The sequence below is a fragment of the Halovivax gelatinilyticus genome (genome assembly GCF_024300625.1).
Classification (GTDB): Archaea; Halobacteriota; Halobacteria; order Halobacteriales; family Natrialbaceae; genus Halovivax; species Halovivax gelatinilyticus.
This window is the reverse complement of sequence record NZ_CP101322.1, coordinates 384,076-409,623: the sequence shown is the minus strand read 5'-3', so window position 1 is coordinate 409,623 and position 25,548 is coordinate 384,076. Positions and strand designations below refer to the sequence as shown.

General features: G+C 64.2%; 30 protein-coding genes. 14 read left to right on the top strand and 16 right to left on the bottom strand.

What is annotated here, in order from left to right; all coding sequences use genetic code 11:
* The first annotated feature begins 21 nt into the window (after window positions 1-21).
* Window positions 22-372, top strand: a complete 351-nt coding sequence (locus NKH31_RS01995; RefSeq protein ID WP_254863469.1) for a VOC family protein — start codon at window positions 22-24, stop codon at window positions 370-372.
* Between the two features lie 18 nt (window positions 373-390).
* On the opposite strand, the gene NKH31_RS01990 is transcribed toward NKH31_RS01995, so the two are convergent.
* Complete coding sequence (locus tag NKH31_RS01990) at window positions 391-1,281, bottom strand: acyl-CoA thioester hydrolase/BAAT C-terminal domain-containing protein (RefSeq protein ID WP_254863468.1); 891 nt, start codon at window positions 1,279-1,281, stop codon at window positions 391-393.
* Window positions 1,282-1,396: 115 nt separating this feature from the next.
* Here NKH31_RS01990 and NKH31_RS01985 point away from each other — a divergent pair, with 115 nt between their 5' ends.
* Window positions 1,397-2,029 carry a DsbA family oxidoreductase gene (locus tag NKH31_RS01985; RefSeq protein WP_254863467.1) on the top strand — a complete coding sequence of 211 codons (633 nt, stop codon included), beginning with the start codon at window positions 1,397-1,399 and terminating at the stop codon, window positions 2,027-2,029.
* A 93-nt stretch (window positions 2,030-2,122) separates the two neighbouring features.
* On the opposite strand, the gene NKH31_RS01980 is transcribed toward NKH31_RS01985, so the two are convergent.
* The 5 genes from NKH31_RS01980 to NKH31_RS01960 form a co-directional block, all read right to left on the bottom strand.
* On the bottom strand, window positions 2,123-2,527 hold the full coding sequence (locus NKH31_RS01980) for a hypothetical protein (RefSeq protein ID WP_254863466.1): 405 nt from the start codon (window positions 2,525-2,527) through the stop codon (window positions 2,123-2,125).
* 258 nt (window positions 2,528-2,785) lie between these two features.
* Window positions 2,786-3,076, bottom strand: a complete 291-nt coding sequence (locus NKH31_RS01975; protein ID WP_254863465.1) for a winged helix-turn-helix domain-containing protein — start codon at window positions 3,074-3,076, stop codon at window positions 2,786-2,788.
* A 2-nt stretch (window positions 3,077-3,078) separates the two neighbouring features.
* Window positions 3,079-3,696, bottom strand: coding sequence for a hypothetical protein (locus NKH31_RS01970; RefSeq protein WP_254863464.1), 618 nt, complete (start codon window positions 3,694-3,696; stop codon window positions 3,079-3,081).
* Complete coding sequence (locus tag NKH31_RS01965) at window positions 3,693-4,589, bottom strand: ABC transporter ATP-binding protein (protein ID WP_254863463.1); 897 nt, start codon at window positions 4,587-4,589, stop codon at window positions 3,693-3,695. The genes NKH31_RS01970 and NKH31_RS01965 overlap by 4 nt, the downstream gene beginning before the upstream one ends.
* Window positions 4,586-5,452, bottom strand: a complete 867-nt coding sequence (locus tag NKH31_RS01960; RefSeq protein ID WP_254863462.1) for an ABC transporter permease — start codon at window positions 5,450-5,452, stop codon at window positions 4,586-4,588. The genes NKH31_RS01965 and NKH31_RS01960 overlap by 4 nt, the downstream gene beginning before the upstream one ends.
* A 238-nt stretch (window positions 5,453-5,690) precedes the next feature.
* Between NKH31_RS01960 and NKH31_RS01955 the strand changes: the two genes are divergently transcribed.
* Complete coding sequence (locus NKH31_RS01955) at window positions 5,691-6,605, top strand: DMT family transporter (RefSeq protein ID WP_254863461.1); 915 nt, start codon at window positions 5,691-5,693, stop codon at window positions 6,603-6,605.
* On the opposite strand, the gene NKH31_RS01950 is transcribed toward NKH31_RS01955, so the two are convergent.
* Window positions 6,582-7,400: a glycosyltransferase gene (locus tag NKH31_RS01950; protein ID WP_254863460.1), complete on the bottom strand. Its 819-nt coding sequence runs from the start codon at window positions 7,398-7,400 to the stop codon at window positions 6,582-6,584. The two genes, NKH31_RS01955 and NKH31_RS01950, sit on opposite strands and share 24 nt — an antisense overlap.
* Window positions 7,401-7,537: 137 nt before the next feature.
* On the opposite strand from NKH31_RS01950, the gene NKH31_RS01945 reads away from it, so the two are divergent.
* Complete coding sequence (locus NKH31_RS01945) at window positions 7,538-8,869, top strand: FAD-dependent oxidoreductase (RefSeq protein ID WP_254863459.1); 1,332 nt, start codon at window positions 7,538-7,540, stop codon at window positions 8,867-8,869.
* 24 nt (window positions 8,870-8,893) lie between these two features.
* Here NKH31_RS01945 and NKH31_RS01940 read toward each other — a convergent pair whose 3' ends face one another.
* Together NKH31_RS01940 and NKH31_RS01935 are read right to left on the bottom strand one after the other, a co-directional pair.
* On the bottom strand, window positions 8,894-9,496 hold the full coding sequence (locus NKH31_RS01940) for a class I SAM-dependent methyltransferase (protein ID WP_254863458.1): 603 nt from the start codon (window positions 9,494-9,496) through the stop codon (window positions 8,894-8,896).
* A 76-nt stretch (window positions 9,497-9,572) separates the two neighbouring features.
* Window positions 9,573-10,526, bottom strand: coding sequence for a winged helix-turn-helix domain-containing protein (locus NKH31_RS01935; protein ID WP_254863457.1), 954 nt, complete (start codon window positions 10,524-10,526; stop codon window positions 9,573-9,575).
* Window positions 10,527-10,667: 141 nt separating this feature from the next.
* Here NKH31_RS01935 and NKH31_RS01930 point away from each other — a divergent pair, with 141 nt between their 5' ends.
* The 5 genes from NKH31_RS01930 (at window position 10,668) to NKH31_RS01910 (ending at window position 15,401) form a co-directional block, all read left to right on the top strand.
* Window positions 10,668-12,260 (top strand): M23 family metallopeptidase, encoded by a 1,593-nt coding sequence (locus NKH31_RS01930; RefSeq protein WP_254863456.1) that lies wholly within the window; start codon window positions 10,668-10,670, stop codon window positions 12,258-12,260.
* A 59-nt stretch (window positions 12,261-12,319) separates the two neighbouring features.
* Window positions 12,320-13,246: a cation diffusion facilitator family transporter gene (locus NKH31_RS01925; protein ID WP_254863455.1), complete on the top strand. Its 927-nt coding sequence runs from the start codon at window positions 12,320-12,322 to the stop codon at window positions 13,244-13,246.
* A gap of 110 nt (window positions 13,247-13,356) precedes the next feature.
* Window positions 13,357-14,043, top strand: a complete 687-nt coding sequence (locus tag NKH31_RS01920; protein WP_254863454.1) for a helix-turn-helix domain-containing protein — start codon at window positions 13,357-13,359, stop codon at window positions 14,041-14,043.
* 61 nt (window positions 14,044-14,104) lie between these two features.
* Window positions 14,105-14,422, top strand: a complete 318-nt coding sequence (locus NKH31_RS01915) for a helix-turn-helix domain-containing protein (protein WP_254863453.1) — start codon at window positions 14,105-14,107, stop codon at window positions 14,420-14,422.
* Window positions 14,423-14,774: 352 nt separating this feature from the next.
* Window positions 14,775-15,401 (top strand): TMEM175 family protein, encoded by a 627-nt coding sequence (locus NKH31_RS01910; RefSeq protein ID WP_254863452.1) that lies wholly within the window; start codon window positions 14,775-14,777, stop codon window positions 15,399-15,401.
* A gap of 22 nt (window positions 15,402-15,423) precedes the next feature.
* Here the strand turns inward: NKH31_RS01910 and NKH31_RS01905 are convergent, their stop codons facing one another.
* Both NKH31_RS01905 and NKH31_RS01900 read right to left on the bottom strand, forming a co-directional pair.
* Window positions 15,424-15,702, bottom strand: coding sequence for a DUF3006 domain-containing protein (locus NKH31_RS01905; protein ID WP_254863451.1), 279 nt, complete (start codon window positions 15,700-15,702; stop codon window positions 15,424-15,426).
* A 2-nt stretch (window positions 15,703-15,704) separates the two neighbouring features.
* A complete protein-coding gene (locus NKH31_RS01900) occupies window positions 15,705-16,808 on the bottom strand; it encodes a ComEC/Rec2 family competence protein (protein ID WP_254863450.1) in 1,104 nt (367 codons plus the stop codon).
* Window positions 16,809-17,026: 218 nt separating this feature from the next.
* Here NKH31_RS01900 and NKH31_RS01895 point away from each other — a divergent pair, with 218 nt between their 5' ends.
* The 4 genes from NKH31_RS01895 to NKH31_RS01880 are packed head-to-tail and all read left to right on the top strand — an operon-like array spanning window position 17,027 to window position 20,311.
* A complete protein-coding gene (locus NKH31_RS01895) occupies window positions 17,027-18,076 on the top strand; it encodes a hypothetical protein (RefSeq protein WP_254863449.1) in 1,050 nt (349 codons plus the stop codon).
* Window positions 18,069-18,530, top strand: coding sequence for a hypothetical protein (locus NKH31_RS01890; protein WP_254863448.1), 462 nt, complete (start codon window positions 18,069-18,071; stop codon window positions 18,528-18,530). The genes NKH31_RS01895 and NKH31_RS01890 overlap by 8 nt, the downstream gene beginning before the upstream one ends.
* Before the next feature lie 21 nt (window positions 18,531-18,551).
* Window positions 18,552-19,283, top strand: coding sequence for a hypothetical protein (locus NKH31_RS01885; protein ID WP_254863447.1), 732 nt, complete (start codon window positions 18,552-18,554; stop codon window positions 19,281-19,283).
* 2 nt (window positions 19,284-19,285) lie between these two features.
* Complete coding sequence (locus NKH31_RS01880; RefSeq protein ID WP_254863446.1) at window positions 19,286-20,311, top strand: hypothetical protein; 1,026 nt, start codon at window positions 19,286-19,288, stop codon at window positions 20,309-20,311.
* A gap of 110 nt (window positions 20,312-20,421) precedes the next feature.
* On the opposite strand, the gene msrB is transcribed toward NKH31_RS01880, so the two are convergent.
* Window positions 20,422-20,826: a peptide-methionine (R)-S-oxide reductase MsrB gene (gene msrB, locus NKH31_RS01875; protein WP_254863445.1), complete on the bottom strand. Its 405-nt coding sequence runs from the start codon at window positions 20,824-20,826 to the stop codon at window positions 20,422-20,424.
* Window positions 20,827-20,867: 41 nt separating this feature from the next.
* A complete protein-coding gene (locus tag NKH31_RS01870) occupies window positions 20,868-21,038 on the bottom strand; it encodes a hypothetical protein (RefSeq protein WP_254863444.1) in 171 nt (56 codons plus the stop codon).
* A 167-nt stretch (window positions 21,039-21,205) separates the two neighbouring features.
* Between NKH31_RS01870 and NKH31_RS01865 the strand changes: the two genes are divergently transcribed.
* On the top strand, window positions 21,206-22,153 hold the full coding sequence (locus NKH31_RS01865) for a phytoene/squalene synthase family protein (RefSeq protein ID WP_254863443.1): 948 nt from the start codon (window positions 21,206-21,208) through the stop codon (window positions 22,151-22,153).
* A 13-nt stretch (window positions 22,154-22,166) separates the two neighbouring features.
* Here the strand turns inward: NKH31_RS01865 and cruF are convergent, their stop codons facing one another.
* Genes cruF through NKH31_RS01850 form a run of 3 tightly spaced genes read right to left on the bottom strand, consistent with a single transcriptional unit; the run spans window position 22,167 to window position 25,500 of the window.
* Window positions 22,167-23,063 carry a bisanhydrobacterioruberin hydratase gene (gene cruF / locus NKH31_RS01860; protein ID WP_254863441.1) on the bottom strand — a complete coding sequence of 299 codons (897 nt, stop codon included), beginning with the start codon at window positions 23,061-23,063 and terminating at the stop codon, window positions 22,167-22,169.
* Entirely contained in the window at window positions 23,056-23,940 is an 885-nt protein-coding gene (locus NKH31_RS01855) for a prenyltransferase (RefSeq protein WP_254863440.1), read from the bottom strand. Before NKH31_RS01855 ends, cruF begins: the two co-directional genes overlap by 8 nt.
* A 3-nt stretch (window positions 23,941-23,943) precedes the next feature.
* Window positions 23,944-25,500, bottom strand: coding sequence for a phytoene desaturase family protein (locus NKH31_RS01850; RefSeq protein WP_254863439.1), 1,557 nt, complete (start codon window positions 25,498-25,500; stop codon window positions 23,944-23,946).
* Window positions 25,501-25,548 lie beyond the last annotated feature (48 nt).

Below are 25,548 nucleotides of genomic sequence, written 5' to 3'. Positions count from 1 at the left end.
CCCACGCTCGAACGGGTACGCATGTCCGGAATCGTCTTCTTCGGAACCGAGGCTCACGATCGGATCGTCGACTTCTACGTCGAGCAACTTGGCGCGGAGATCTGGCTCGAACAACCGGATTGTACGATCCTCCGGTACGACAACCAGCTCCTGGGCTTCTGTGCGCGCGATCGGGCCGAAACGGACGGGACGATCACGTTCGTCTCCGAGACGAGAGACGCAATCGACGATCGATACGACGCGCTGGCGGAGTACGCCCGCGGGAAACCGGTCGAGAACGAGCGCTACCGGATCTACCAGTTCTTCGCCGACGACCCGGAGGGCCGAACCCTGGAGTTTCAGGCGTTCCTTCACGAGACGGAGCCGATCTAATCGCTCGCACCCGAACTCCTAGTGGCGAAGGTGATCCAGGTACGCGAGCGATCGGTGCCAGGCGCGTGCCGATGCTCGCGCGTTCGCCTCGTGGGTCCCGCCGAACCGGTGACGCTCCGTCGGATCGACGTCGTCGTCGAATTGGTAGGGCACCCGAATCGCGTGGCCGGCCTCCGGGTTTCGGAGGTGCTCGAACGCCCACGGATACTCAGCTTCGGCCAGCCACTCCGCGACGCGGCTCGCGAGGAATTCGGACGGCCAGAGCGAATCCCGCCCGCCAGAAACCAGCAAGACTGGTCCGTCGATCTCCGCTACGGGAATTCTCGTCCGTGCTAGTTCGTCCGTCGGAAGCCGGTCCAGAGCCAGCACCGTGGCCGACGGCTCGCCGTCGAACGGATCCTCGGCCGCGTCGAAGTCATCGGTCGGGATGTAGGGAACCGCGTCACCGTCTCTCGTCCAGGTCGGCCGATTTTCACCGACGCCGTCCATCCACGACGGCGCCGCCCAGACGTAGCCACTCGGCACGTACGCCACGACGACCTCCACGGCGTCGAACAGCGATCCCACCAGCAACGCCGCCTCGCCGCCGCGCGAAAATCCGACGACACCGACGGTCTCGCCGCCGACCTCGTCCCGTGCGAGCAGCCACTCCGCGGCCCGTCCGAACTCCTCGACGGGGACCTCTAGAAACCGGTCTCGCACGCCCGGGGCGCCGAAATATTCGACGCAGAGAACGGTGTAGCCGTGTTCGGCGAGCATCGCGGCGTAGGTCTGTTCGTAGCCGCGAGCGCCACCGCTCCCGTGAAGCACGAGGACGCCGGGGTGTGGGCCAACACCTCGCCCGGGAAAGAGTCGGCCGGTGACGCCGTCCGTCCGAATCGTCGATCCGGCAACGAACGACTCGTCCATGCACTGTATCTTTCCATCGTCGTGATGAACGTAGTGTTTCGCGATCCTCGGTGTCACACGACTCGACGATGGTCCCGATCCGACCGTTTATCTGACCGTCGTGCCAATCTGGCCCATGTCCGATCACAGCGACAGGCTCGTCGTCTACTCCGATCACGTTTGTCCGTTCTGTTTTCTCGGTCGAAAATCGGTCGACGCGTTCGAATCGCAGCGGGACGAACCGCTCGACCTCGAGTGGCGACCGTTCGACCTCAGAAACCGACTGCGTCGCCCGGACGGCACATTAGATCGTTCAGGTGAGAACGGAACGGACGACGCCTCCTTCGAACGAGCTCAGCAAAGCGTCGACCGGCTCAGCGCCCAGTACGGCGTCGAGGAGATGCGATCGATCGACGACGTTTCGGCTATCGACTCCTTCCCGGCGCAGGTCGCGTCGTACTACGTCGCCGAATCGCACCCGGACGCCTGGAGAGCCTTCGACGACGCGATCCTCGACGCGCTCTGGCTCGAGGGCCGAGACGTCGGCGAAGCGGACGTCCTCGCGAATCTGGCCGAAGACGTCGGCCTCGACGGCGACGAAATCCGCGAGGCGGCCACCGATGTCGATCACCGGACGACGGTTCGAAAACGGTTTCTGGCGCCGGTCAGAGAGGACGTATCGTCCGTCCCCCTGTTCATTTACGACGGACGGGCCACAGAGGGTGCCGTCCCGCCCGAACAGCTGGCGCGGCTCGTCGACGGCGTGTGATCGGACCGTTTTCACTCACACCTTTCTGCGATACGACTGAGACGATACTGGTGTCTGTTGAATTGTCAGGTCAATCACTCCTGATCGGTGCTGTCACCGGTAGTACGCCTCCTCGGGATCGTCGTAGTGTTGGACGAACGGGGCCGAAACGGTGCCATTGTCGACCACGAATAGGATTCCCAGGTATCGGTAGTCGGTCTCTTTTTTCACATCAACCGTTTCCCAGTCCGCTCCAGGGATTCGAGCTCTTGCAACGTGGTCCGCTTCGGTGCGTGACCACCCGTCGTCCAGGAGGGCGAACGACTGCTCGGCCTCCGTTTCGAAGTGATCCGGGACCGTGTCGTTGTCTCGTTCGGTCCGTTCTTCTGGGAGGATCTTCGGGGCACGCTGTAGCGTCAGTTCGGTTTCGTACGAGACGCGCTCACCGTCGAGAACCTCGAAGTCGATAGCGTATCCCCGTGACGTATCCTGATTATCGAACACGACAAAATCGAGCATTGGCGTCTCAGTCTCGCTCTCGAAACAGCCTGGCGCCAACACTGCCATTCCAGCGGTGACTGCCAGAAGGCGTCTTCGAGAAGGGTTCATATGAGGACCGCTTTACAGAACGCTTTAACTCACCTGATAATAAGCGTATTCAATCGACACCAGACGTACTTCCAACTCTTAGTTGATCGGGATTCATTCGGGCGGTAACCGGGTGCGGGTGCACGCCGTCTGCCCTGCAGCGTGTCGATCTCGGAGAGGCGACCTGGGTCATCCATCCCCGAGGTCGTCGATGAGGGCTTCGAGCGTCGCGACGTGTTCTTCGAACAGCTCTCGTCCGCGGGGCGTCAGCCGGTACGTGGTGCGCGGTTTGCGATCGACGAACGTCTTTTCGACGTCGATCGCACCCTCGTCTTCCATCGTCTGGAGGTGGCTCGCGAGATTCCCCTCCGTCACGTCGAGTTCCTCGCTCAGCTCGGAGAAGGCACTCTCGCCGTGTTTGTAGAGGTAGGCGAACAGTTGCAACCGGATCGGCTGGTGGACGAGTTTGTCGAGTTCCATCGTCACTGAGAGAGAACGACGTACGACGCGACGGCGTGGAGGCCGAAGAGGATTCCGAACGCGGCGTACCCCCATTCCAGAAGGAATGCGACGTTCGCCATGAGCGGCCCGTAGGCGAGCATCCACGCGCCGCCGGCGTAGAACGCGTACCGATCACGGGCACGCACGTGGTAGGCCCGAAGCGAACTCGCGTGAACGACGTAAGCCGCGCCGATTCCGGAGACGATGACGGCGAACGTTACCGCCTCGTCGACCGTTCGGGAGGCGTCGCCGACGACCGGGTCCATCGCCGCGAACGCGGCCACGATTAGTCCGAACACGGCGAGCGTTTGCACCCACAGGTTCGGGGTGGCGTCGCCCCCGGAAAAGGTGCCAAACCGCCACCGAGCAACGAGTGAGCCGAGCCCCATCAACCCGGCCCACGTGAGGAAGTGACCCCACCGGGTGAGTTCGAAGGTTGCGACCGCCTGCGACCCGAAGGCGGCGAGAACGACCAGCCCGCCGTAGAGGAGCCAGAGCTGAAAGGCCATCGGGTACCGCTCGCGCAATCCCATGGCGTCTTTGATTCTGTCGAGGTCCGCCTGCAGCGCGTCCGGATCGACGTCGGTCTCGCCACTCATCGTGATCCCTCGATGTGGACGTAGTAGTTGAATAGGTCGGTGTAGGTCGGTTCGATCGTCTCGATGGTCCCGTCCGTTTCAGCGACGACGTCCGCCACTTCGGAGACGCTCGTCTCTGCCGGCAGAAAGCCGCGGGCTTCGCCGCCGATCGGAAACAGCGTTTCATCGATCGTGAACGACTCCGCAACCTGCATGGCGGCCCGGCCGCTCACGGTGACGACCGTCGGGACCCGGTTCAGTAATTCGGTCGGTGTGCCGACCGCGGAAATCGTCCCGTCGGGCATGAACGCAATCCGGTCGGCGATGGCGGCGTCCATCGGTCGATGGCTCGAGACGACGAAGGTTTTTCCCCGTTCTTTCCGATCGACGATCGCGTCGTGAAACCGCTGGACGTTCGTCAGATCGACCCCGGCGGTCGGTTCGTCGAGGAGGTAGAGCTCGACCTCACCGCTTAGCACCGTGGCGAATTCCAGTTTCCGTTTCATTCCCTCCGAATAATTCTCGACGAGCGTGTCGAGCGCCTCCTCGATTTCGAGCGATTGGACGTACGTTCGCCACCGATCAGTGAAACGGGGGTGGAGGTCGCGGTAGAACGCGAGATTTTCACGGCCCGTGAGTTTCGGTTCGAGCATCGAATTTTGGAGCATGAACGCGAGTGCGTCGTTCGGAACGGACGATCTCTCGGACCCGAAGATCTCGATCGTTCCGGCCGTCGGCGCCTCTCCTCCGGCGAGACACGAGAGCAAGACGGTCTTCCCGACGCCGTTGGGTCCCATCACCAGCACGATCTCGCCGCGGTCGACGGTCAGGTCTGTCCCCTGGAGAATTCGGTCACCGCCGTCGAACGACTTCTCGAGACCGCGACTCTCGATCGCGACGCTCTCGGACGTCACGGTATCACGCTCCGTTCGTACAGTTGCGTTCGGACGACGACGATGCCGACCGTCAGCGAGACGGCCCCGACCACGGTGAGAAGCGCCAGACCGATCATCGTTTCCGGAACGGCCGGCGGCGTGAGGACGCCGTCGGCGACCAGCTGGTCGGTGATCAACCGGGTAGCCAGCGTGTGCGGCATGAGGTTGAGCAGGAACTCCGGCCCGTGGTAGCTCGACGGGTCGGTGCCGTTGTACCCGGTGAGCATGTAGGCGACCAGCGCGAGGCTCACCGTGATGATCGAAGCGTATCGTTCGTTCCCGACGCTCACGGCGACGCCGATCGCGACGACCATCCAGAAGACGGCGAACGGGACGAGCGCGACGGCCACCACCGCCGGAGCCAGCGGTGACGCGAGCGAAAACTCTGCCCCCGTCAGAAGCGCCACCGGTATCACGGCCAGAAACGCCGTCAGGACCAGAACAGTGCCGGCTATCAACCGACCGGCGAAATCGGCGGTCGGGGCGATCGAGAGCGATCGAAACAGCGTGTAGCGATCGTCCTCGAGATCTGCGCCCAGTTGCTCGCAAAAACTGTTGAGCGCGGCGATGATTGCGCCGAACGTCCCGAAACTGATCGCCATCCCGGCTTTCATCGTCGCGGTTTCTGCGCTCGGGACCTCCGACGGGATGGCCGTGAGGATCGTAATCAGATAGAATCCGGTCGGAAAGCCGATCGTCCAGAACAGCACTCCTTTGTTTCGAAAGAGCTCTCTGGCGTACCTGACGGTGAATCCTCTGGTCTGACGCAGCCACCGGCTTCCAGCACGGTCGGCGGTTCCCGCCGGTCGTACGGAACGGGAATCGGGCTGATACTCTCCCATCTTCGGTTCGACAGTTGATCGGCTCCACAATAAAATTTGCTACTCATTGTACTTTGTTTCTCAAAGCACCTGTCTCACCGCTCCGCTACGGTAACTCGGGCTCGGGAGCTGATCGGCGGTGAGTTGCTAGCCCTCCCATCGGCTGCGATCGGTGCCGGTCGCCACGGCCATCTCGGTCGAATCGTACCCGAATAACCGCAATCACAGCCGTTAACCGGTCACCGTCGAATTCGTAGCTATGTTCCCCGAGCTTTCAGAGTGGTGGCTTGGCGTCGCCCTCGCGTGTCTCGGGGCGCTCGGCTTCGCGGGTCAGTACCTCTTCGTTCGGCTCGGGACCGTCGACGGGGACGTCGACCACGCGGTGCTCATCGCACTCGGGTGCAACGTCGCGATTCTCGCGCCGCCGGTCGCCGTGCGCTACGAACCCCCCTACGTGCAGCTCTTTTCGCCGACAGCGGCGCTCGCGTTCGTCGCCGCCGGCATGGTCGGCATGTTCGCCGCTCGAATTTTGCTCTTTCGCAGCGTCGACGTGCTCGGGGCGAATCTCACGTCACCCGTGGTCGCGTCGAACGTGCTGTTCGCGACGGTGATCGCCGTCGTGGTCCTCGGCGAGCGGCTGACGCCCACGCACGCGCTCGGCATCGTGCTGGTCGTCGCCGGCGTCGCCATCGTGTCGTGGGAGACGGCCGCCGCCAACGGCGGGCGCACGCTCGGGGAGGCCACCGCGTTACTCGCCCTGCCGATCGGTGCGGCCGCGTTCATCGGCGTCGAGCCGATTTTCATCTCGATCGGGCTTTCCGCCGGAACGCCGGTGCTTCCGGGACTGTTGTTGATGGCCGCGACCGCCTCGGTCGCGTTCGTCGGGTACCTCGCCGTTCGGCGCTCGAGATCCGTACTTCCGCCGGTGACGCGCTCGACGGGGTGGCTCGTCGCCGCCGGCGTCTCGACGACGGTCGGCTTCCTGGGCTACTTCGGCGCACTCTCGCTCGCGCCGGTCGTCCTCGTCGTCCCGCTGATTCAGCTCGCCCCGCTCATCGTCGTGGTCGTCTCGTTCGTGGCGTTTCCGCGCCATCTCGAACGGCTCACCTGGCGCGTCGTGGCGTCGGCCGTCGTGGTCGTCGTCGGCGCATCACTCGTTTCGCTGTCCGGGTGAGTCGGTCACCGGGTACCCACCGGCTCGTATCCGTCCCACGTCGAGTTTCGCGTAGTGGACGAGCGTTCCCGTGAGACCGCTCTCGGCGACTCGCCGGCCTGAACTGTCTACTAGCACGTCGGGACAGTAGCCCGTCCGATACTGCCTCGCGAGTCGTCTGCTGTAGGCCGTATCCTCGTTGGGAACGTCGGGAAAGCCGCCCGTCGCCGCGAAGACCTCTCGTCGTATCAGGAAGTTGAACCCGGGAAGGATCGGCCGTCGAAGCCGTGAGAAGACGTGGTTTATCGTGAGCTCCATCAGCCGCGCCCGGGCGGGGCCGGTGATTCGACATCGAGAACTCGCCGCCGCGAGTCCCTCGCGCTCGGCGAACTCGAGCATTCTGGTCAGGTACTCCCGACGAAGGGTCGTATCCGCGTCGACGAACGCGACCCACTCCCCGCGGGCGAGCGCGCCCCCCAGGTTTCGCCCCTCGGCGATCGTCGTTCCGGCCCCGTCGACGACCGTCGCGCCGTACTCGCTCGCGACCTCTGCCGTCCCGTCCGTCGAACCGCCGTCGACGACCAGCACTTCGTACGGAACCATCGCGTCGAGCGCCGCCACGCTCGCGAGCGTCTCTCCCAGATAGCTCGCTTCGTCCTTGGCCGGCACGACGACGCTGACTACCGGCTCTTCGTTCGTCCGTTCGCGATCGTTCGCCCGTGCGAGCTTCCTCACCCGTCGAAATTCGCCCGACCGTCTGCGTTCGCTCGATCGTTCACGTTCGTCCGCCCGACCGAGAGACGTCCGATCGACCATCGATCCATCACTCCACGTCGATCGACGTAAGTACGGGAGGGTCCCCCGAGCCGCGTCACTCGAATCGACTGGCGCTCGATGTGAGCCTTTTTGATCCGGTGGCGTCGAACGTGAGATACCACTCGTTCACTGTCGTCATGAGTCAGTACGAAGTAGTCGTCGTTGGCGGTGGCATCACGGGGGCGGCGAATTGTTACGCGCTCGCTCAGTTCTCGGACGTCGAGCGAATCGCTCTCGTAGAGAAGGAAGCCGACGTCGGGGGCATAAACTCACGACACACGCACAACTCGCAGACGCTTCACTTCGGCGACGTCGAGACGAACTACTCGCGGGACCGGGCCGAAACGGTAACGGAGGCCGCTGAACTGGTCGCGGGCTACCTGGAGCGCGTCGATCCCGATCGGGAGTTTCACCGCGTCCGATCGAAGATGGTCCTCGGCGTCGGCGACGAGGAGGGAGACGCGCTACGCCGTAGGTACTACGAGGAGGGATTCGACGAGCTGTTCCCGAAACTCCGGCCGATCGGGCGCGAGGAGATCGCCGACTACGAACCGGCCGTCGTCGACGGGCGAGATCCCGACGAACCGGTGTTCGCCCTGCACACCCCGGACGGCTACACCGTCGATTTCGGTGCGCTGGCCCGCTCGTTCGTCCGGGAGATCGGAGACACTGTCGACGTCTACACGGAGACGCCGGTGACGGACGTGTCGCGAACGGGGCGGAGATTCGCCGTCGAAACGCCTGCACGCACCATCGACGCGGAGGCGGTCGTCGTGGCGGCGGGTCCGTACAGTCTCGAACTCGCCCACCGAATGGGCTACGGCGAGTCGCTCTCGTTGCTCCCGGTCGCGGGGAGCTTCTTCGCGATCGATGACGGGCCCCTCAACGGGAAGGTCTACACCGTCCAGCGTCCGGACCTGCCGTTCGCCGCGATCCACGGTGACGCCGAGGTCTACGACGCCGACCTGACTCGCTTCGGGCCGACGGCGAAGGTTGTTCCGACGCTCGAACGGGGTCGATACGCGACGATTCCCGACTTCCTCTCCGCGTTCGGTCTCCGCTACCGCGCAATCAGGGCCTACGCGTCGCTTCTTGCCGATCGATCGCTCCTACCCTTCATCCTGCGAAACCTCGTCTACGACGCGCCGCTGGTCGGCCGACGGGCGTTCGTTCCACACGTCCGAAAGATCGTTCCAGCCGTCAGGACCGGAGACATCGCACGCGCTCGGGGGTACGGCGGCGTCCGTCCGCAACTGATCGACGTCGACTCCGGTTCGCTGCGAATGACGGAGGTGACGCTCGCCGACGAGGGAATCGTCTTCAACGTGACGCCGTCACCCGGCGCGTCGGTCTGCCTGCAGAACGCGCGTCGGGACACAAAACGCGTGCTACGCTCGCTCGGCGACGAGTACGCGTTCGACGACGCGGCGTTCGAAGCGGCGACGACCGATCACTTCCCGCGCGAGTGAGCGGTCGTAGGGTCGACGCGTTCGTCAGGGCGTGAACGCTCGGGCGGTGTCTCGACCGCAGGGCTCGACGGCGATCTCGGTGAGTCCGCGACCGGTGAATACCCGGTTCCAGTTGCGATAGTAGAGCGGGACCTCGTCGTCGACGAATGCGACGTCGTCTGTTCGTTCCTCGTCTCCTTCGTTCTCGACGGTGACGAGGAGCGTACTCGTAATTCTGGCCAGTTCGTCGAACACCCACTCGAGATCGGGGTGGAGGTGCTGTAGCGTCTCGACGGAGTAGACGGCGTCGAACTGATCGTCGTCGAACTCGCCCACGACGTCTTCGATCGCCTCGGCGTAGAACGTCCCGTCGTCTGCGAGGTCCGGATAGGCGTCGGCCATGACGGAAAACGCCTCGTCGTTGATCTCGATCCCGGCGAGCGAGCGAAACCCCTCGCGTTGGAGGTGTGCGAGGTGGCGTCCGGCGCTACAGCCGAGTTCGAGAATCGAGTCCGCTGGCGCGAGGTGTTCAGTACAGAGACGGGAGACCGTCTCGCTCCGCTCGTCCGGTCCGTAGTAGGCGTAGTACGCCGGCGAGTACTCCCCCGAGCGGGTCGCCCACTCTCGTCGGACGTCGGTAGAATTCACGTTCGGGTCGACGCCGCCCGTACGTAAAGTGTCGTGGGTCGAGCGATCGGGTCTCGACGCGCTGAGCGACGATCGATCACTCGATCGTACCGTCGAGGACGGTCAGCTCCTCGTCGACGACGAACGTTCCCGATCCGGACGACGTGGTTATCTCAACCGCGAGTTCGAGCGGGCGCTCGGATCGGACGCGACAGGCGATTTCTGTGTCGTCCACTGATTCCTCGAACCCGAGCGGATGGACGTCGAGCCGATCGAGGAGGCGACTCACTTGCGGCTCGAAACACAACGGGACGAGCAGGCTCACGTCGACGATCCAGGAACGCGTCTCGCAGGCCAGTTCGACGCGAGGATCCTCGGTCGGCGGCGCTGATTCCGCCGTCGAGGCCTCGGCGCCGGTGGAATTCGACGGGGAATCATCTCCGTCGAGTACGCCCCGGATCGTTCCTCGGTCGGATCGATTGTCGTCGGCGAAAACGAGTACCTCCGTCGTCCCGGCACAGAACGGACACTGGCCCGAGCCGCCGAGGGCGGCGTGGTGGAGCGTGCGGCGTTCGACCGCCTCGAGCACGTCGTCGCCGGTTCGATTTTCGAGTCCGTTCGCCGGAAATCCGTACGTCAACCCGGGCCACTCGCACGCCGCGCACGCGACGGTGAGAAAGGAGCCTTCGTATCGTCCGATCGCGTCCGCACCGCAGCTGGGGCAGGGCGCGTCGACATCGATCGATTGATCCGTCGACTCCGTCGGTCGGTGCGCGAGGACCATCCGATAGAGGGCGGTCGCACTCGCCGTGGGAACGTAGCCGTCGTCGGTCTTTCGCACGTAGACGCCGCGGAGCCGTTCGAGGTGGTAGTTGAATTTGCCGCTGTCGTTCATTCCCACCGCGTCCATCAGTTCGGAGTACGACTTCGCCGCCGTGTACGCTCCGGCCCACTCGTCGAGCAGCGCCAGCAGGATGTCGAGGCGAATCTCGTGACTCAAAAGCGAGAACGCCGATTCGACGTCGGTACGATTCAGGTCTCCGTCGGTCATGTACAGGACTGATCTGGCTGGAAGTAAGAACGTTCCCGTACTCACGTACCATTTCGCGCGCGACTTGTTGGTGGGTGCTAGCACCACTTGTGAATTCGAGTTCTCACAATCTATACATCAACGTACTCACAACGTACCGGCGTGACCGAACACGCGAGCGGACCGGACGCTCCGGACGTGGGCTACCGTCACCGCCTCCGCCGACGACTACGGCGAGTCGATCCCATCACCCTCTGGTTCGTCGGGTTGCTCGCCGTCCCCGGCTGGTACGTCGACTCGCTCTCGTTCATGCAGGTGTTCGCCCTGTTCTTTCTCGCGCCGCTGTGGTTCTTCGTCGCGCCGGTCGTCGACTGGCTGCGACCGACCGACGAATCCGACCCCGAAATCGATCCGAGAGACTGGATTCACATGGGCGACCGGCGAGAATACGCCGTTGCCTCTCTGTCTCTATTCACGTCGTTTCTCAATCCGATCGTCGTGGTGGGAGATCTCTTCCAGGCGTTCGGCGGGATGATCGCACGGCTTCGCCACGGCGGTTCCGTGCCCGACGTCGAGGCGTACGAGCAGTCGGTCTCCTACCGGCTACCGTTCGAGGGAACCTGGACCGTCGTCAACGGGAGCAGCGAACTCGAACACTCACACTCGTGGGGCTACGTCAACCAGCGCTACGCGTACGATTTCGTCGTCACCGACGCCGACGGCCGCTCTCGACCCGAGGGGTCACCGCCGAGGGTCGACGCCTACTACTGCTACGACGAACCCGTTCTCGCACCGGCGGGCGGCGTCGTCGTCGACGCCTGGGACGCAGATTCCGAGCCGAATCGCGCCGGCGGGTTCTCACACCCGTTGAAACGCGAGATCGCCGGCAACTACGTGACGATCCAGCACGCACCCGACGAGTACAGCGTTCTCGCCCACCTCGTTCCGGCCAGCGTGACCGTCGACGTCGGCGATCGCGTCGAACGCGGACAGCCGGTCGGCCGCTGTGGACACACCGGTAACTCGAGCGAACCGCACCTCCACTTTCAGGTCCAGGATCACCCCGACTTCGCCCTCTCCGCCGGCCGACCGATCGCCTTCGACCACGTCGCCCTCGACGCACCGACCGCGGATGCGTTGCCGGCGACCGGTGGCCTCGACGCGCTATCGGTCGATTCCGCGACCACCTCCGACGAACAGACGGTCGAGCGTCACGAACGCGTGCACATCGAGGTCGGACAGCGCGTCCGTCACGTCGGGCCTCGGGACGGGTCCCCGTCCGACGAGACGGACGAACGGCTGCACGCGGAGTCGACCGTCGACCCCGTCTCATCGACGTCCCCGACGGGTGCTGGGATCGGCGACGCGAGCGGACTCCGTCGAAGGCCCGTCGTCGACCTCCTCAAGCGTGGCGGGCTCGGCGCGTGCGTCGCCGCCGTGCTCTCCTACCTCGGCGGTATCTTCGTCGACTCGACGACGATCGCGGCGGCGATCCTGGTCGTCTCGATCGTCGCAACCGCCTACTGGGCGTGGTGTCGCTTCGGCCCCACCGAGTACCGAACGCGCGTCGGATCGATCGGCTTCCCGCTCGGGCTCACCGGCGGCGGGTTGGTGATCGCTGCGACCGATCTGTCCGGCGTGAATCCGGCGGCCGCCGCCGGTCTCGTCGGCATCGGCGGCTTCGCACTGTACGTCGTCGCCGGCGAGGCGACCAGAATCCGTCTTCACGAGGCGTTCTCGGCCCGGGCGGGCTGATATCCGTTCGCGTCGCCAGACAGTACGTTCATACGACCGGTCGGTCAAGTGGACGGTGGATGGTCTCGACGCGGGTAGTGGTCTACGTCTCGCTCGTCGCCAGCTTCGTGATCGCGGCGGCGAAATTCGTCGCCTATCTGGTGACGGGCAACGTGAGCATGCTGAGCCAGACGTACTACTCGCTCAGCGACGTTGGCAATCAGATACTGCTGTTGCTCGGGTTTCGATTGAGCGAGAAAGGCGCGAGCAAGAAACACCCGTTCGGTCGCGGGAAAGAGCAGTATTTCTTCGCGTTCGTCGTCACCGTCTTGCTGTTCGGCATCGCCGGATTCGCCTCGGTCAGGGAGGGCTACAGTGCACTCGGGACGGCCCATCAGGCGGTCGACGTCAGGATCAATTACGCCGTTCTCGGCGTCGCACTCGTCTTCGAGTCGATCGCGCTGTACAAGTCGGTCCAGGGGCTCCAGCGCGAGCGAGACGCGAAGGGATTCGCCGGATTCGTCGACACCTTTCGCCGGACGAAGGATACGCCGTTGTTGACCGCCGCGACGGAGAACGTCGTTGCCGTCGTCGGCGTCGTCCTCGCGATCGCCGGCGTCTACCTCACCGACGTCACCGGCGACACCACGTACGACGCCCTCGCGAGCGTCGGTATCGGCCTGTTGTTGATGGCGTTCGCCCTCGCGCTCGCCTGGGAGAGTCGCAGTCTCATCGTCGGTGAGGGCGTCACCCGTCGGGAACGTCGCGGGCTATACCGGGAGATCGAAGCCGTCGACGGGGTCGAGCGCGTCCTCGACCTTCGAACGATGCACATGGGTCCAGAAGACGTCCTCGTCGCAACGGACCTCTCGTTCGACCCGTCGCTCGACACCCCGGCGCTCGAGTCGACGGTCGACGACGTCGAATCGGCGATTCGCGCCCAGTTGCCCGAGGCCGATCGCATCTACGTCGAGGCCGAACGAGACGACACGGGGAGCATTCGATGACGGTTGATTCTCGGTCACTACACTGGAGCGATGAACGTTCTTCGCACCCACAACACTCGGTTTCATTGCGCTATCTCACCGTTTTTGGTCGTAGCGGTCGAGACCAACGTGTGAGTGTTTTCGGAGAATTCCACGTTCCGTCCGCCGCGTTCGCCTTACACGAGACCCTGACCGCCGTCCCGGAGATGGCGATCGAGATCGAGCGCGTCGTCGTGACCGACGAGGTTCTCACGCCGTACTTCTGGGTGTCCGGCGTGCGCCCGTCGCAGTTCGAGGCCGCGGCGGCCGACGATCCGACGATCCGAGACGTCGACAAGCTCGACGAGTTTAGCGAATCGGCGCTCTACCGCGCGGTGTGGACGAACGAAGTGCAATCGGTACTGTACATCTATACGCAGATCGACGCCGTGATCCTGGAGGCGAACGGAACCGACGAACGCTGGGAGCTTCGCATTCGGTTCGACGCGCGCGAGGAACTGGGACAATTTCAGGAGTACTGCCAGGAAAACCGGATCGCATTCAACCTCCAGCAGCTATCGGAACTGTCTCAGCCGAAGACCGGCGGTCAGTACGGACTCACGCCCAAACAGCAGGAGGCGCTGGTGACGGCGTGGGAGTGTGGCTACTTCGATACGCCGCGAGGCAACTCACTGGAGTCGATTGCCGACCGTCTCGATATCACCCAACAGTCGCTCGGCAAACGAATTCAACGAGGTCACCGGTCGCTGATCGAGAACACCCTGATCGTTTCTGCCGTTTCTGACTCTCGAGAGACGCCCCCGCACGTAAAGGACTGATAGTACAGTGGGGAAACTCAGGCCGATGGCGCTTCTCGGTACAAATGCAGGATACCCCACTATGGTTACACCGACCGACGCGACAGTCGACGGTCAGGTACTGCTCACGAATCCCGTTCGCCGTCGGATCTGTTCGCTGTTAGCGCGCGAGCGGTCGATCTCGCTCTCGACGCTGGCGTCTCGACTGGTAGACGGTTTCACCGACGGGTCGACGTCGCTCGAACGCATGCGCGTCGATTTACACCACAATCACCTTCCGCGACTCGAAGCACGCGGTCTGGTCACGTACGCGTTCACCCGGAAGACGGTCTCGATTCCGTCCAGCGTGGTATTCGACGACGAGTCGATCGACGGGGAGACGTACGCCCGTTTTATTTGACCGAATGTTCGGTCTTTCGACCGATCCAGCGGGCCCGACGTCGATGACCGACTCTCGAGAACCGACGCCGATCCGATCGACGACGAAGAGATTGCCGAGGCGGAGCGATACGCCCTCAGAAGATGCGCAAAACGGCGACTCGCCCTCGACAGTTACGAAGAGCGGGGATTTGACGCCCTCAGACGAGATCCACGACCGGCAATCGGTTATCGAACGATGGCGGTTCTCGGCTCATCATTGACTCGTTGACTCGGAGACCGTCGTCGATCCCGTCACCGTGGTCGGTGGCCGACGCCACGCCGTCCCGTTCGCGCGGGGGTTCGTATACTTCGCTCGTCGTGGTGCGTGGCGTATGGATCTCCCCTTGCTCGAAGGATCCGAGACGGATCGGTTAGAGGCGCTCAGCGACGGCGTGTTCGCGATCGTCCTGACGTTGCTCGTCCTGCAGTTTCAGATCCCCGACGTCTCGGCCGACCGCGCTTCGACCGAGCTGGCGGGCGCCCTGGCGGACCAGCAGGCGCTGTTTTTCAGCTACCTGCTTTCGTTTTTCGTCGTCGGGATCTACTGGATCGTTCACCACAACCTGCTGCGCTACGTCGACCGACACGACCGTGTGCTGTTGTACGTCAATCTGTTGTTCTTGCTCTCGGTTTCGTTCCTGCCGTTTCCGACGGAGTTACTCGGTCTCTACGGGATCGAACTGACCTGGATCCTCTACGCGGCAAACCTCTCGATCGTGGGATTCGTGCTCGCGATCCTGTGGCGCTACGCGTTCTCAAGGGGGTTTACCAACGACGAGGTCACGGATCGCGTGGGAGATCTGGTCACCCTGAGAATTCTGATCGCCCCAACCGTCTTCGTCCTCTCGATCGCAGTCGCGCTCGTTTCGCTCACCGCCGCATTCTTGGTTCCGCTCGCGATCATCCCGCTACAGGCCCTCTGGGTGCGATACTACCATTGGGACACGGCCGCGGCGTAATCGATTCGACCGTCCGGCGCCGTTACTCGTCCTCGTCACCGAGACGGGACGAGAGCCGGTCGAATCGCTCCTGGGCGGCCTCGCGTCGATCCGTCGACTCCCCGGGCCGGTACTCGAGCGACGCGAGGTCACCGTCGACGTACGCGACGGCGTAGACCGAACCGTCGTCGCGTCCCCCGTCCGGGAGCGTCTCGGCGGGAACGGTCACCTCGTCGATCACCTCGCCGTCGCCTTCGACGAGCAGGACGGCGGTTTCGCCGTCGACGATGCGATCGAGTACGGCGGTCGTTTGATCGGACATACTTAGGTGGACAATGCAGCCGCGACGTGATTAACGTGCCCCCGTGGTGGTCCATCGATCGGGCTGACCGACGACGGATCGATCGGTGCGTGCGACAGCCCGGACGGGGCGATGCCGACGCTCGATTGACCGTCGTCCGTATCATCCGGCTTTGCTTCGAGCAACGCGTCGCCGTCGGTCGGACCGTCGGAGGCGGCGTCGACGGCGATCGATTCGCCGTCGGTCGCGACGACGACGTCGCCGTGGACGCCCGTCCAGTAGGTTTCGATTCCGCGTTCGGCGAACGACCGAAGCACCTCGTCGTGTGGGTGTCCGTACTGGCTGTCGTACGCGCTCGAGATGATGGTCATCGAGGGATCGACCGCGTCGACGAACGCGGGCGTCGAACTCGTCGACGAGCCGTGGTGACCCGCCTGGTAGATGTCTGCGTCGAGCGTCTCGCCGTGGGCGTCGACCATCCGAGATTCTGCGTCCGCTTCGGCGTCACCGGTGGTGAGATACGTCACCTCGCCGTAGGTGATCGTCACCGTCACGCTGTTGTAGTGGAGGTCGGTTCCCGAATCTTCAGTCGGTGGATTGAGAACGTCGACTGTCGCCTCGCCGAACTCGATGACGTCGCCCTCGCGGACCTCGTACAGCGCCACGTCGTGTGCCTCGACGGCGTCGAGGTAGTTCTCGTACGTCTGGGACGTGTGGGCGACGCCGGAGTCGTAGACCGCTCCGACGCCGTCGCCGTGGGTCTCGACGTGTTCGATCACCGCGGCGTGTCCGCCGATGTGGTCCGCGTGGGCGTGCGTCGAGACGAGGTGGTCGATCCGGTCGATTCCGCGAGCCTCGAGAAACGAGATGACGGCCTCGCCGTCGGCCCGCCAGTCACCGGAATCGATCAGCATCGTTTCGCCCGACGGTTCGACGACGACCGTCGCGTCCCCCTGACCGACGTCCAGGTGGTGTATTTCGAGGTGGTCGTCGCCGTCGAGGTCGTCGACGACCGATGGGTCGGCGTCGTCGGTATCGAGGGGTGTTTCCTCGATAAATTCACCGAGACACCCTCCGAGAACGATCAGCGAGCCGACGACGAGTACGAGCGCAAGGCGACGATTCATACCGGGTCTCGGCTCGGGGGGGAAACATATCTTATCGAGAATATCTAAGCTATACGCGCCGAAATTATCCCTTCTTTGTGGGTGTTATCCTATTCAGCTTAGTAAATCTCGGCTACTGGTCTCTAATCTCGTACTTTCTGAAATGGGGTCCGGCGGAGTAGCACGTGCAAGGCCAAGAACCTGGCCGCCCGGTGGTATGAGTCGTACTGATTCGAAACATGGGCCCGCCATCGGACGCACGACAGGAATCGAGCGGCCAGACTAAATCGGAATCCGAGAACGGCGACGGAGACGAGTCGACCGAATCGGAGGGCACTGACGAGCAATCGACCGAATCGGAAACCGAGAACGACGAAGGAGAGCAGTCGAGCGAATCAGGTGGCGCTGGCGAGACGGGCGAGTCGGATGAGTCGTCGGTGGCGGAAAGCGGCGACGGAAGCGAACTCGAATCGATCGAAATCGAGGATGCACAGGAGGTCACGATCAAAGAGGCGCCGAAAGACCAGCCCGACGAGGAGGCGACGATCCTCCACCTGCTTCTGGACGGGTTGCACCTCAACCTGCTCGGACTGGAGGTCCACCTCTCGGAGGTCGATCTCGACGTGTCGGCCGTCCCCGGGGAGAAGCGGTTGCTCGGGAACCTCTTATCGCAGGTGGCGGGACTCGTCGATGGGATCACCGGTGCGGGGAGCGGGCTGATGTCGTCGCTGCGGGGATTACTCGGGAAACTCTCGCCGCGGTCGATCCTCGGCGGACTCAAATCTCGACTGGTCGGTCTCGTCCCGTTCGTCGGCGGGTCGAGCGACGGTGAGGACGAACGCGAGGAGGCGGAAGACGACGAGTCGGAAGATGAGGCAGAGAGCGAAGACGACGCTGACGACGAATCGGCTGATGAGGCCGAAAGCGAAGACGACACGAGCGAGGACGCGGCCGACGAGGGTGAGGACGCTGACGAGGGTGAGGACGCGGCTGACGAGGGTGAGGAGTCCGATGCCGGCATCTTGCGGTCGATCGGCGCGAAGATCCGAGCGACCGCGATGAGTGCCGTACTCGCGCTTCCGTTCGAGCGGGCGCTCACCTGGGTGCTCCAGACCGTCCTGAAACGCGTCGTCGACGAGGCGGACGAGCGAGCGAAGCAGATGGCGGAGACGACCACCGATAAGGCGGAGCAGGCCGCCACGACCGACGGCGGTTGGGAGACGAACGACGAACAGTCCGAAGACGGCCCTGGCGAAGACGCCGCGACGACGGAGGATGACAATGAGTGAAACATCACTGACGGAACGAGTCGACTACGGAGAGATCACCGAGGGAATCGATATCGAGGGCCTTCTCGAGGGAACTCAGTGGGAGGACTCGATCGACGAGGACGAACCGCTCGGGGAGGCCCTCGGCGGCGCGATCGGTGCGATGGTCGGACGGAAAGTCGGCGCCATGGTCGGGCAAACGATCGGCGAGGTACTCGTCGACGAACTCCTGGGCCGCGACGAGGATGACGAGGCCGAAACCGAGGACGGTGACGAAGCCGAGGCCGGGGACGATGATGAATCCGAGACCGAAGACACGGAGGCCGAGGACGATGAGGGGGAAGATGAAGCGGTTGAAACGGAGGATACAGACGGGGAGAGCGCCGAGGACGAATCCGCAGAGGACGGCGAAGACGAGAGCGACGCATCCGACGAGGGTGAATCCAGCGACGACGAGGGTGAATCCTCCGAATGATCGATCACGGACGTGAGATCGATGAGTGATCCCGAGTCGATGACGGAGGTCGTCGTCGAAGAGGCGACCGACCAGATAGACGCCGAGGGACTCGTAAGCGGCGATTCGGTACAGGACCAGATCGACGCGACCGAGGTCGGTCGGACAGTCGGGGCTCGGCTCGGCGAGGTGGCCGGCCGACGAATCGGGTCGGCGATCGGCCGCCGGGTCCACCAGACGATCAGTGAGATCGACGATGAAACCCGGCCACAGGAACTCGGTCGGGAGCTCTCGTCGGCGCTGCGAGACGGCCTGGCCGACGCCCTCGCCGAGTCCCGCGAGCGAGGATCGGTCCTCTCGGCGATCGCCGATTCGCTCCAGGACCGGGATCTGCGCGAAACGGTCGCCTCGGCGATCGTCGGCGGAGACGGCGACTCGACCGACGCGGACGAGACAGACGACGCTGAAACCGACGACGGAGACGGCGAATCGTCGACTGACGAGACGACGGCCGGCGAGGAACCGTCGGACGGAGACGACGGAGCGGACGACGGCGCCGAGCTCGAGCAACTCGATCCGGACGAGGTCGACGCCTCCGACCTCGACGTCTCCGACCTGGAGTCGTTCCAGATCGAGACCCTGGAAGAGTACCTTCGGGCGATCTCGTACCGGGACGCCCAGTCGATCGCGAAGTCGGTCGGTGTTACGGCGAACATCACCCACGACGAGATGGTCGACCGGATCGTCGGGGCCGTCGCGAACGACGGGGAGTGAGTATGGCGGAGAACATCTCCGAAACGGTCGACGAGTTGCTCTCGGCCGCGACGACCGAGCTCGACGACCTCGACGCCGAGGCCGACGACGAGCCTCTCACGGATCTCGACGACGATCGTCGTCAATCGCTCGAATCGCTGGCCGAACGGGCCGAGGAACTGATCGAGACGAGCGAACCGGACGCGTTCCTCGGAGCCATCGGATTCGACGCGGAAGACGGTCCGGAATCGATCCCGGAGGCGATCCTCACCGGCGACGCCGACCGCGTTCACGCGCTCCGAACCCTCCTGGCGCTCTCGCGGCTCGTCCCGGACGAGGCGGACGACTCGGGGATCGACGACGGGGCACTGGAGACGCTCTCGACGCTGGTCGACGCCCGATCCGAAATCGGCTCCGGGCCCGGCGAGTCCGGTGAGAGTGAGGAGGTCGAAGACGAGGCTCCCGAGGCGGACGCGGCTGAAGACGACGGTGACGACACGAGCGAGGGTGACTCCGAGACGGTTGAGGACGATGATGCGGGGATCGCCTCGATGTTACGATCTGCGTTCGACGACGCCGTCGCCGATCTCGACGCACCGTTCGAGACGGACGATGTCGGCCGCTTCGATCGGGACGGTAGTGGCGTGTTCGACGATGACGGGGTGATAGCCGGCGTCAGCGAGGCGGTCGGAGTCGGAGACGGTTCGTCCGACGATGGGATCACAGGCCTCGTCAGCGAGGCGGTCGGTAGTGACGACGAATCGAACGGAGCCGAGGGAGACGGATCCAACGGGACCGAGGGAGCCGAATCGAACGAGGCCGACGGAGACGAATCCAATGGCGAATCCGAAGACGACGGACTCCTCGATACGGGCGACGGTGACGGACTCGTCGGCGGTGACGAAAAGACGTCGGTAGGTTCGGACGAATCGAGGGCGGAACGGACGTCCGTGAGCGGCTACGGTCGATCCGGCCACTCGACGATGCCGGCTCAGGACCGCGCTGATATGTCGGGCGTCGAGCGATACTCGACGATGCCGGATCGCTAGTCCAGGCCATCGGTCGGTCAGTCGGTGCGTACGAGTACACCGGATGTCGAACCTGCCGTGGATGGCATCGCCCATTCGAGCGCCACACTGGCCGCGCGATTCGGGCGGGCTCAATCGACGTCTTCGTAGTCGAGCGCGGCCGAATTGATGCAAAAGCGCTCTCCCGTCGGTTCCGGTCCGTCCTCGAACACGTGTCCGAGGTGACCGCCGCAGGTCGCACACAGTACTTCGGTTCGGTGCATGCCGTGACTCGTATCGAGACGCGTCTCGATCCGGTCGTCGGGCGCGTCGTAGAAGCTCGGCCAGCCACAGCCGGAGTCGTACTTCGTCTTCGCGTCGAACAGGGTCGTTCCGCAGCCGGCGCAGGCGAACGTTCCGTCCCCGTCGTGGTCGACGTACTCGCCGCTGAATGGCGCCTCCGTTCCAGCCTCTCGCAATATCTCGTACTCCTCGTCGGTGAGTCGTTCGCGCCACCCCTCGTCCGTCTCCGGGAGGTCGGTCGATTCCTGGCTCATGTGAATCGATTGGCGACCGAGACCCAAGTGTCTGTCTCCGCTTAGTTGATCGAGATTCCGGTGATGAGGTTCGTGCTGGTACACTCGGGACACTGGCTCATTCGGCCGAGTCCGGGGACGTCGATCCGTTTCCACTCGTCGCTTCCGTCCGGGGCGCTGAAACCGCAGTTCAGACAGCGGGATCGACGTTTCGTCGTGGGAGCGTGGGCCATAGGTGGCGATACTTTCGCGACCGAGTAATGGTTTTTCCGCGCTCTCAGTGAGTGTCAGCTCCGACGGACGGTGCTCTCCGTTTCGCCGAGTATCACGCGTTTCGAAACGCACTAGTAATTATACACCTCCTGATGGTAGCCACCGGCGGACGGAAGGGACGTCCCACATGAATCAGGATCAGAGTAGAGCCGGTCGGACGATTCAGCGAGAGACCGGACGGACGTTTCACCTCGCGACGAGATTGCTGCCGGAGCGAGTGCGCCACCCGACGTACATCCTCTACGGGTTCTTTCGCGTCGCAGACGAGGTCGTCGACGACCCGGGCGATCGGACGCCCGCCGAGCAACAGGCGACGCTCGAGTCGATCCGAGCCGAGGCGCTCGGTCTGATCGAGACGGACGATCCGGTGCTCAGCGCGTTCTGCGACGTTCGTACCGAGTACGACATTCCGGTTGCCGAGGTGGAGGTGTTCCTCGACGCGATGGCGATGGACGTCGACACGGATCGGTACGCGACCGTCGACGAACTTGACGCGTACGTGCGCGGATCCGCCGCGGCCGTCGGGGCGATGATGACCGCGATCATCGACCCGGACGATCCGTCCGCGGCGATGAGCCACGCACACAGACTGGGTGAGGCGTTTCAACTCACCAACTTCATTAGAGACGTTCGCGAGGACGTCCAAGAGCGCGATCGGATCTACATTCCCGAGGAGACGCTCGAAGCCCACGGCGGTTCGATCGAGTCGATCGAACGGCTCGAGTTCGGACCGGCCGTCCGCGATTCGATCGCTGCCGAACTCAGGCGGACGGAAGCGCGCTATCACGAGGGCGTCGCGGGCATTCGATACCTCCCGGACGACTGCCAGTTTCCCATCCTCCTCGCGGCGGTCTGTTACGCCGAACACCACCGACTCGTACGCGATCTGGGGTACGACGTCCTCTCCCATCGCCCGACGCTCTCGCGGTGGCAGCTGGCGCGCTGTCTGGTCCGGACCTGGTGGTACTGGCGTCGCCACGGCGACCCGGAACTCGTGTTTCGTCGCGCGAGCGCCATTCCGACGGACGAACCGGACTCCGCTACCGGGATTCGGACGCGTCTTCCGAGTCGGTGATCGGCGCGGAGACTCACCGTCGGTCGAACCATCGACTCGCGCCCGCTCGCGGATCGTCGATCGGGATTTCGTACCGACCCGTCGAGTGGAGTGCGAGCCCGAATCCGACGGCGATCAACGCCGGAATCACGTTCATGTAGAGCGTGTTGATGAGTCCCCAGAGGACGACGAAGCTCACCAGATCGTCCAGCACGAACGGGCACTCGTCGACGCGCTCGATGAGTCGCCGTCTGTCGAACGCGAGATCGACGAGGACCACGGCGACCGTCGCAGAGAGGACCCATCCGAGGTAGTTCGAGACGGGTACGTCGTAGTAGAACCCGCCGTCTTCGAAGTGCCAGAATCCGACGGCGACGGCGGCCGGATCGAGGACGAGATCAACTGCGACGACGGCGCCGATCGCGAGGGGAATTCGTACCGCGGAACTAGACGCTCGCTCGCCGAGGACGAGCAGCGAGAGAAGGTAGGCGTTCAACGCGAGCGGCACGAAGAACAGCGGCAGCGCCAGCGGAATCGACTCGAACAGCATCGGTCCCAGTCGAACGCCGTACTCGAACGCGCCGTAGGGCCAGTCAGTTCGGACGCCGATCAGCTCGATCGCCCAGGTGTAACACGTCACTGCGGAGAGCAAGACGAGCGCCCGGGTGCCGACCCGCGGCGCGATGCCGACCAGTAACGGCGATCGCATGACGAGCGTGCCAAAGAGGATCAACAGCGGATTGAACGCGAGCGGCTCCGGCAGCCACCCTTCCGCGCTCGCTACTAGCGTGACCGCACCGACGGCCGGGAAGACGACGGCGATCGTCATCCGATTTTCCAGGACGCTCCTCTCGAGGTACCGCTGAATCGCGGCTCTCGACGGACTCCGTTCGATCAACGATCCCGTCGAGCCGGCCTCTCCGTCAGCCATGGACGACCACCCAGAGCCCGCCGACGGTTATCGCGGCCCCGACGGCGGTGTTGATCGCCGGGAACCACCAGTAGGCGCGATCAACCGGAATCGACGTTCCCGCGACGGCGACCGCGAGCGCCGGGTAGACGGCGAGCACCGCGCCCAATCGTAGATCGACGAGTCCGAACGTAACGGCCGCGAGCAGCCAGCACACTCCGCAGTACGCGTACGAACCTCGTTCGCCGAACACCGTCGCCGTCGTCTGAATTCCCGCTCGGCGATCGGGATCGATGTCGGGAATCGCCGAAAACGTGTGCATCGCCATCGCCCAGAGCCAGCCGGCCAGAATCGACAGCGCGGGTGGCTGTGACCCCGAGACGGCGACGAACGCGGCGCCGGCTGGAAGCACGTAGAGCCCGTTCGAGAGCGAGTCGAGAAGCGGCGTCGTCTTGAGGCGAAGCGGCGGTGCGCTGTAGGCGGCGCCGAGAACCAGAAATCCGACGATCCACGGCCACGCGGACGCCGGGAGCGCCAGTGCGAGCGCGATCGCGAGGAGCGCCGACGCCGTCACCGCGACCGGGACGATCCGCTGGCCGCGGTAGCGCCGCTCGCGCCCCGCCTTCTTCGGGTTCTCCGCGTCGATTTCCCGGTCGAAGACGTCGTTGACGCCGTAGAGGTAGACGTTCGCCGGAACGAGAAAGTACGCGAACAGCACCACCGTCGCCGGCGTGATCAGCTCGTCGACGCGAGCGGCGCCGTAGACGACGCCGACGAGCACCGGTCCGGCGAGGTAGAACCAAAAGCGCGGACGGGAGAGAATCGCGAGGTACCGGAGTTGGCCGAGCGGAGTCGTGTTCGCCCCGTTCGGCGACCGGCTGACCGACGAGTCCGTCACGGCTCACCTCGCGTCGTCCGATTCGGCGGTCGATCTAGAGGGAGTCGTCGACGCGACACGGTCGGACTCGCGTCCCTCTCGTCCGTAGTCTGTGCGTACCTTCTCGGCGACGTGCTCGCCGCTTACGAGACACATCGGAACGCCGATTCCCGGCGAGGTGTACGACCCGGTGTAGTAAAGCCCGTCGACGGCGTCCGATCGTTGGCTGGGTCGAAAGATGGCGGTCTGTCTGAGCGTGTGCGCGAGGCCGAGGGCGGTTCCGTCGTAACTGTTGTAGCGTTCGGCGAAATCGGAGACGCAAAACGAGCGCTCGTAGACGATCCGATCTCGCAGGTCGGCGCCCGTGTGGGCCGCCAGATCCGCCAGAACCTCCTCGCGAAAGGATTCTCGCGACGGCTCGTCGTCGGCGAGTCCGGGCGCGATCGGGACGAGGACGAAACACGCGCTGTGGCCGGCTGGTGCGACCGAGTCGTCGGTTCGCGAGGGGACGCAGACGTAGTAGGCCGGATCGTCGGGCCAGGCGGGTTCGTCGAATATCTGCTCGAAGTGGGTGTCCCAGTCGGTCGGCAAGACGAGCGTGTGGTGCGCCAGCTCCGCTAACTCGCCCTCGACGCCGAGATAGAGCAGGTAGGCAGAGGGCGCGTAGGTTCGAGACTCCCAGTAGGCGGCGTCGTAACTGCGCCGGTCGGCGCCGAGCAGTTCCGTCTCGGTGTGGGCGTAATCGGCGTTCGAGACCACGAGATCAGCGTCGATCGAACCGGATTCCGTCCGAACGGTGAACGACCCCGCCGTCCCCTCGATCGCCGTCACAGGACGGCCCGTCTCGTAGGTGACGCCGAGTTCCTCGCCGAGGGTGACGAACGCGTCGATCACCCGACCGATGCCGCCGTCTGGGTACCAAACGCCGAGGTTGAAGTCGACGTGACTCATCAGGTTGTAGAGCGCGGGCGTGTTCGAGGGGGAGCCCCCGAGGAAGACGAGCGAGTACTGGACGAGTTGCTGGAGTTTCGGGTGATCGAAGTAGTCCTCGACGTGGTCCTGCATCGACCCGAGCAACGTCAGGCCGCGCGCGTTTCGGGCGACGTCCAGGTCTATCCAGTCGCGAAGCCGCGGGCGGTCCTCGTAGACGAAGTGTTCCATCCCTACCTCGTAATTTCGCCGCGCCTGAGCGAGGTAGGCCTCGAACGCGTCGCCCGCACCCGCCTCGTAGGTCTCGAACAGCGCCTTCGTCGATTCGACATCGCCGTTCACGTCGATCCGATCGCCGTCCTTGTAGAAGACTCGGTAGTGCGGATCGAGCCGTGTAAGGTCGTAGTAGTCGCTCGGTTCGCGATCGAAGTGAGCGAAAAACCGCTCGAACGCGTCGGGCATGAGGTACCAGGACGGTCCCATGTCGAAGCGAAACCCGTCCGCTTCGAGCACGCTCGCTCGACCGCCGAGCTGGTCGTTCTTCTCGACAACCGTGACGTCGCCGCCGGCCTTCGCGAGGTAACACGCCGCCGCGAGTCCGGCCACGCCGCCGCCGACGACGGCGGTCGACGATCCGTCGAGTCTCTGCATGCGACAACATCCATCAGGTTCGCTTATAAAACTGCGTTTGCAGCTTGG

Bases quoted from the DNA above. Each gene is read 5' to 3' on its own strand.
- NKH31_RS01995 (WP_254863469.1), top strand. From the start codon at position 22: ATGTCCGGAATCGTCTTCTTCGGAACCGAGGCTCACGATCGGATCGTC.
- NKH31_RS01990 (WP_254863468.1), bottom strand. From the start codon at position 1,281: ATGGACGAGTCGTTCGTTGCCGGATCGACGATTCGGACGGACGGCGTC.
- NKH31_RS01985 (WP_254863467.1), top strand. From the start codon at position 1,397: ATGTCCGATCACAGCGACAGGCTCGTCGTCTACTCCGATCACGTTTGT.
- NKH31_RS01980 (WP_254863466.1), bottom strand. From the start codon at position 2,527: ATGCTCGATTTTGTCGTGTTCGATAATCAGGATACGTCACGGGGATAC.
- NKH31_RS01975 (WP_254863465.1), bottom strand. From the start codon at position 3,076: ATGGAACTCGACAAACTCGTCCACCAGCCGATCCGGTTGCAACTGTTC.
- NKH31_RS01970 (WP_254863464.1), bottom strand. From the start codon at position 3,696: ATGAGTGGCGAGACCGACGTCGATCCGGACGCGCTGCAGGCGGACCTC.
- NKH31_RS01960 (WP_254863462.1), bottom strand. From the start codon at position 5,452: ATGGGAGAGTATCAGCCCGATTCCCGTTCCGTACGACCGGCGGGAACC.
- NKH31_RS01955 (WP_254863461.1), top strand. From the start codon at position 5,691: ATGTTCCCCGAGCTTTCAGAGTGGTGGCTTGGCGTCGCCCTCGCGTGT.
- NKH31_RS01950 (WP_254863460.1), bottom strand. From the start codon at position 7,400: ATGGTCGATCGGACGTCTCTCGGTCGGGCGGACGAACGTGAACGATCG.
- NKH31_RS01945 (WP_254863459.1), top strand. From the start codon at position 7,538: ATGAGTCAGTACGAAGTAGTCGTCGTTGGCGGTGGCATCACGGGGGCG.
- NKH31_RS01935 (WP_254863457.1), bottom strand. From the start codon at position 10,526: ATGACCGACGGAGACCTGAATCGTACCGACGTCGAATCGGCGTTCTCG.
- NKH31_RS01925 (WP_254863455.1), top strand. From the start codon at position 12,320: ATGGTCTCGACGCGGGTAGTGGTCTACGTCTCGCTCGTCGCCAGCTTC.
- NKH31_RS01915 (WP_254863453.1), top strand. From the start codon at position 14,105: ATGGTTACACCGACCGACGCGACAGTCGACGGTCAGGTACTGCTCACG.
- NKH31_RS01910 (WP_254863452.1), top strand. From the start codon at position 14,775: ATGGATCTCCCCTTGCTCGAAGGATCCGAGACGGATCGGTTAGAGGCG.
- NKH31_RS01905 (WP_254863451.1), bottom strand. From the start codon at position 15,702: ATGTCCGATCAAACGACCGCCGTACTCGATCGCATCGTCGACGGCGAA.
- NKH31_RS01900 (WP_254863450.1), bottom strand. From the start codon at position 16,808: ATGAATCGTCGCCTTGCGCTCGTACTCGTCGTCGGCTCGCTGATCGTT.
- NKH31_RS01895 (WP_254863449.1), top strand. From the start codon at position 17,027: ATGGGCCCGCCATCGGACGCACGACAGGAATCGAGCGGCCAGACTAAA.
- NKH31_RS01890 (WP_254863448.1), top strand. From the start codon at position 18,069: ATGAGTGAAACATCACTGACGGAACGAGTCGACTACGGAGAGATCACC.
- NKH31_RS01885 (WP_254863447.1), top strand. From the start codon at position 18,552: ATGAGTGATCCCGAGTCGATGACGGAGGTCGTCGTCGAAGAGGCGACC.
- NKH31_RS01880 (WP_254863446.1), top strand. From the start codon at position 19,286: ATGGCGGAGAACATCTCCGAAACGGTCGACGAGTTGCTCTCGGCCGCG.
- msrB (WP_254863445.1), bottom strand. From the start codon at position 20,826: ATGAGCCAGGAATCGACCGACCTCCCGGAGACGGACGAGGGGTGGCGC.
- NKH31_RS01870 (WP_254863444.1), bottom strand. From the start codon at position 21,038: ATGGCCCACGCTCCCACGACGAAACGTCGATCCCGCTGTCTGAACTGC.
- NKH31_RS01865 (WP_254863443.1), top strand. From the start codon at position 21,206: ATGAATCAGGATCAGAGTAGAGCCGGTCGGACGATTCAGCGAGAGACC.
- cruF (WP_254863441.1), bottom strand. From the start codon at position 23,063: ATGGCTGACGGAGAGGCCGGCTCGACGGGATCGTTGATCGAACGGAGT.
- NKH31_RS01850 (WP_254863439.1), bottom strand. From the start codon at position 25,500: ATGCAGAGACTCGACGGATCGTCGACCGCCGTCGTCGGCGGCGGCGTG.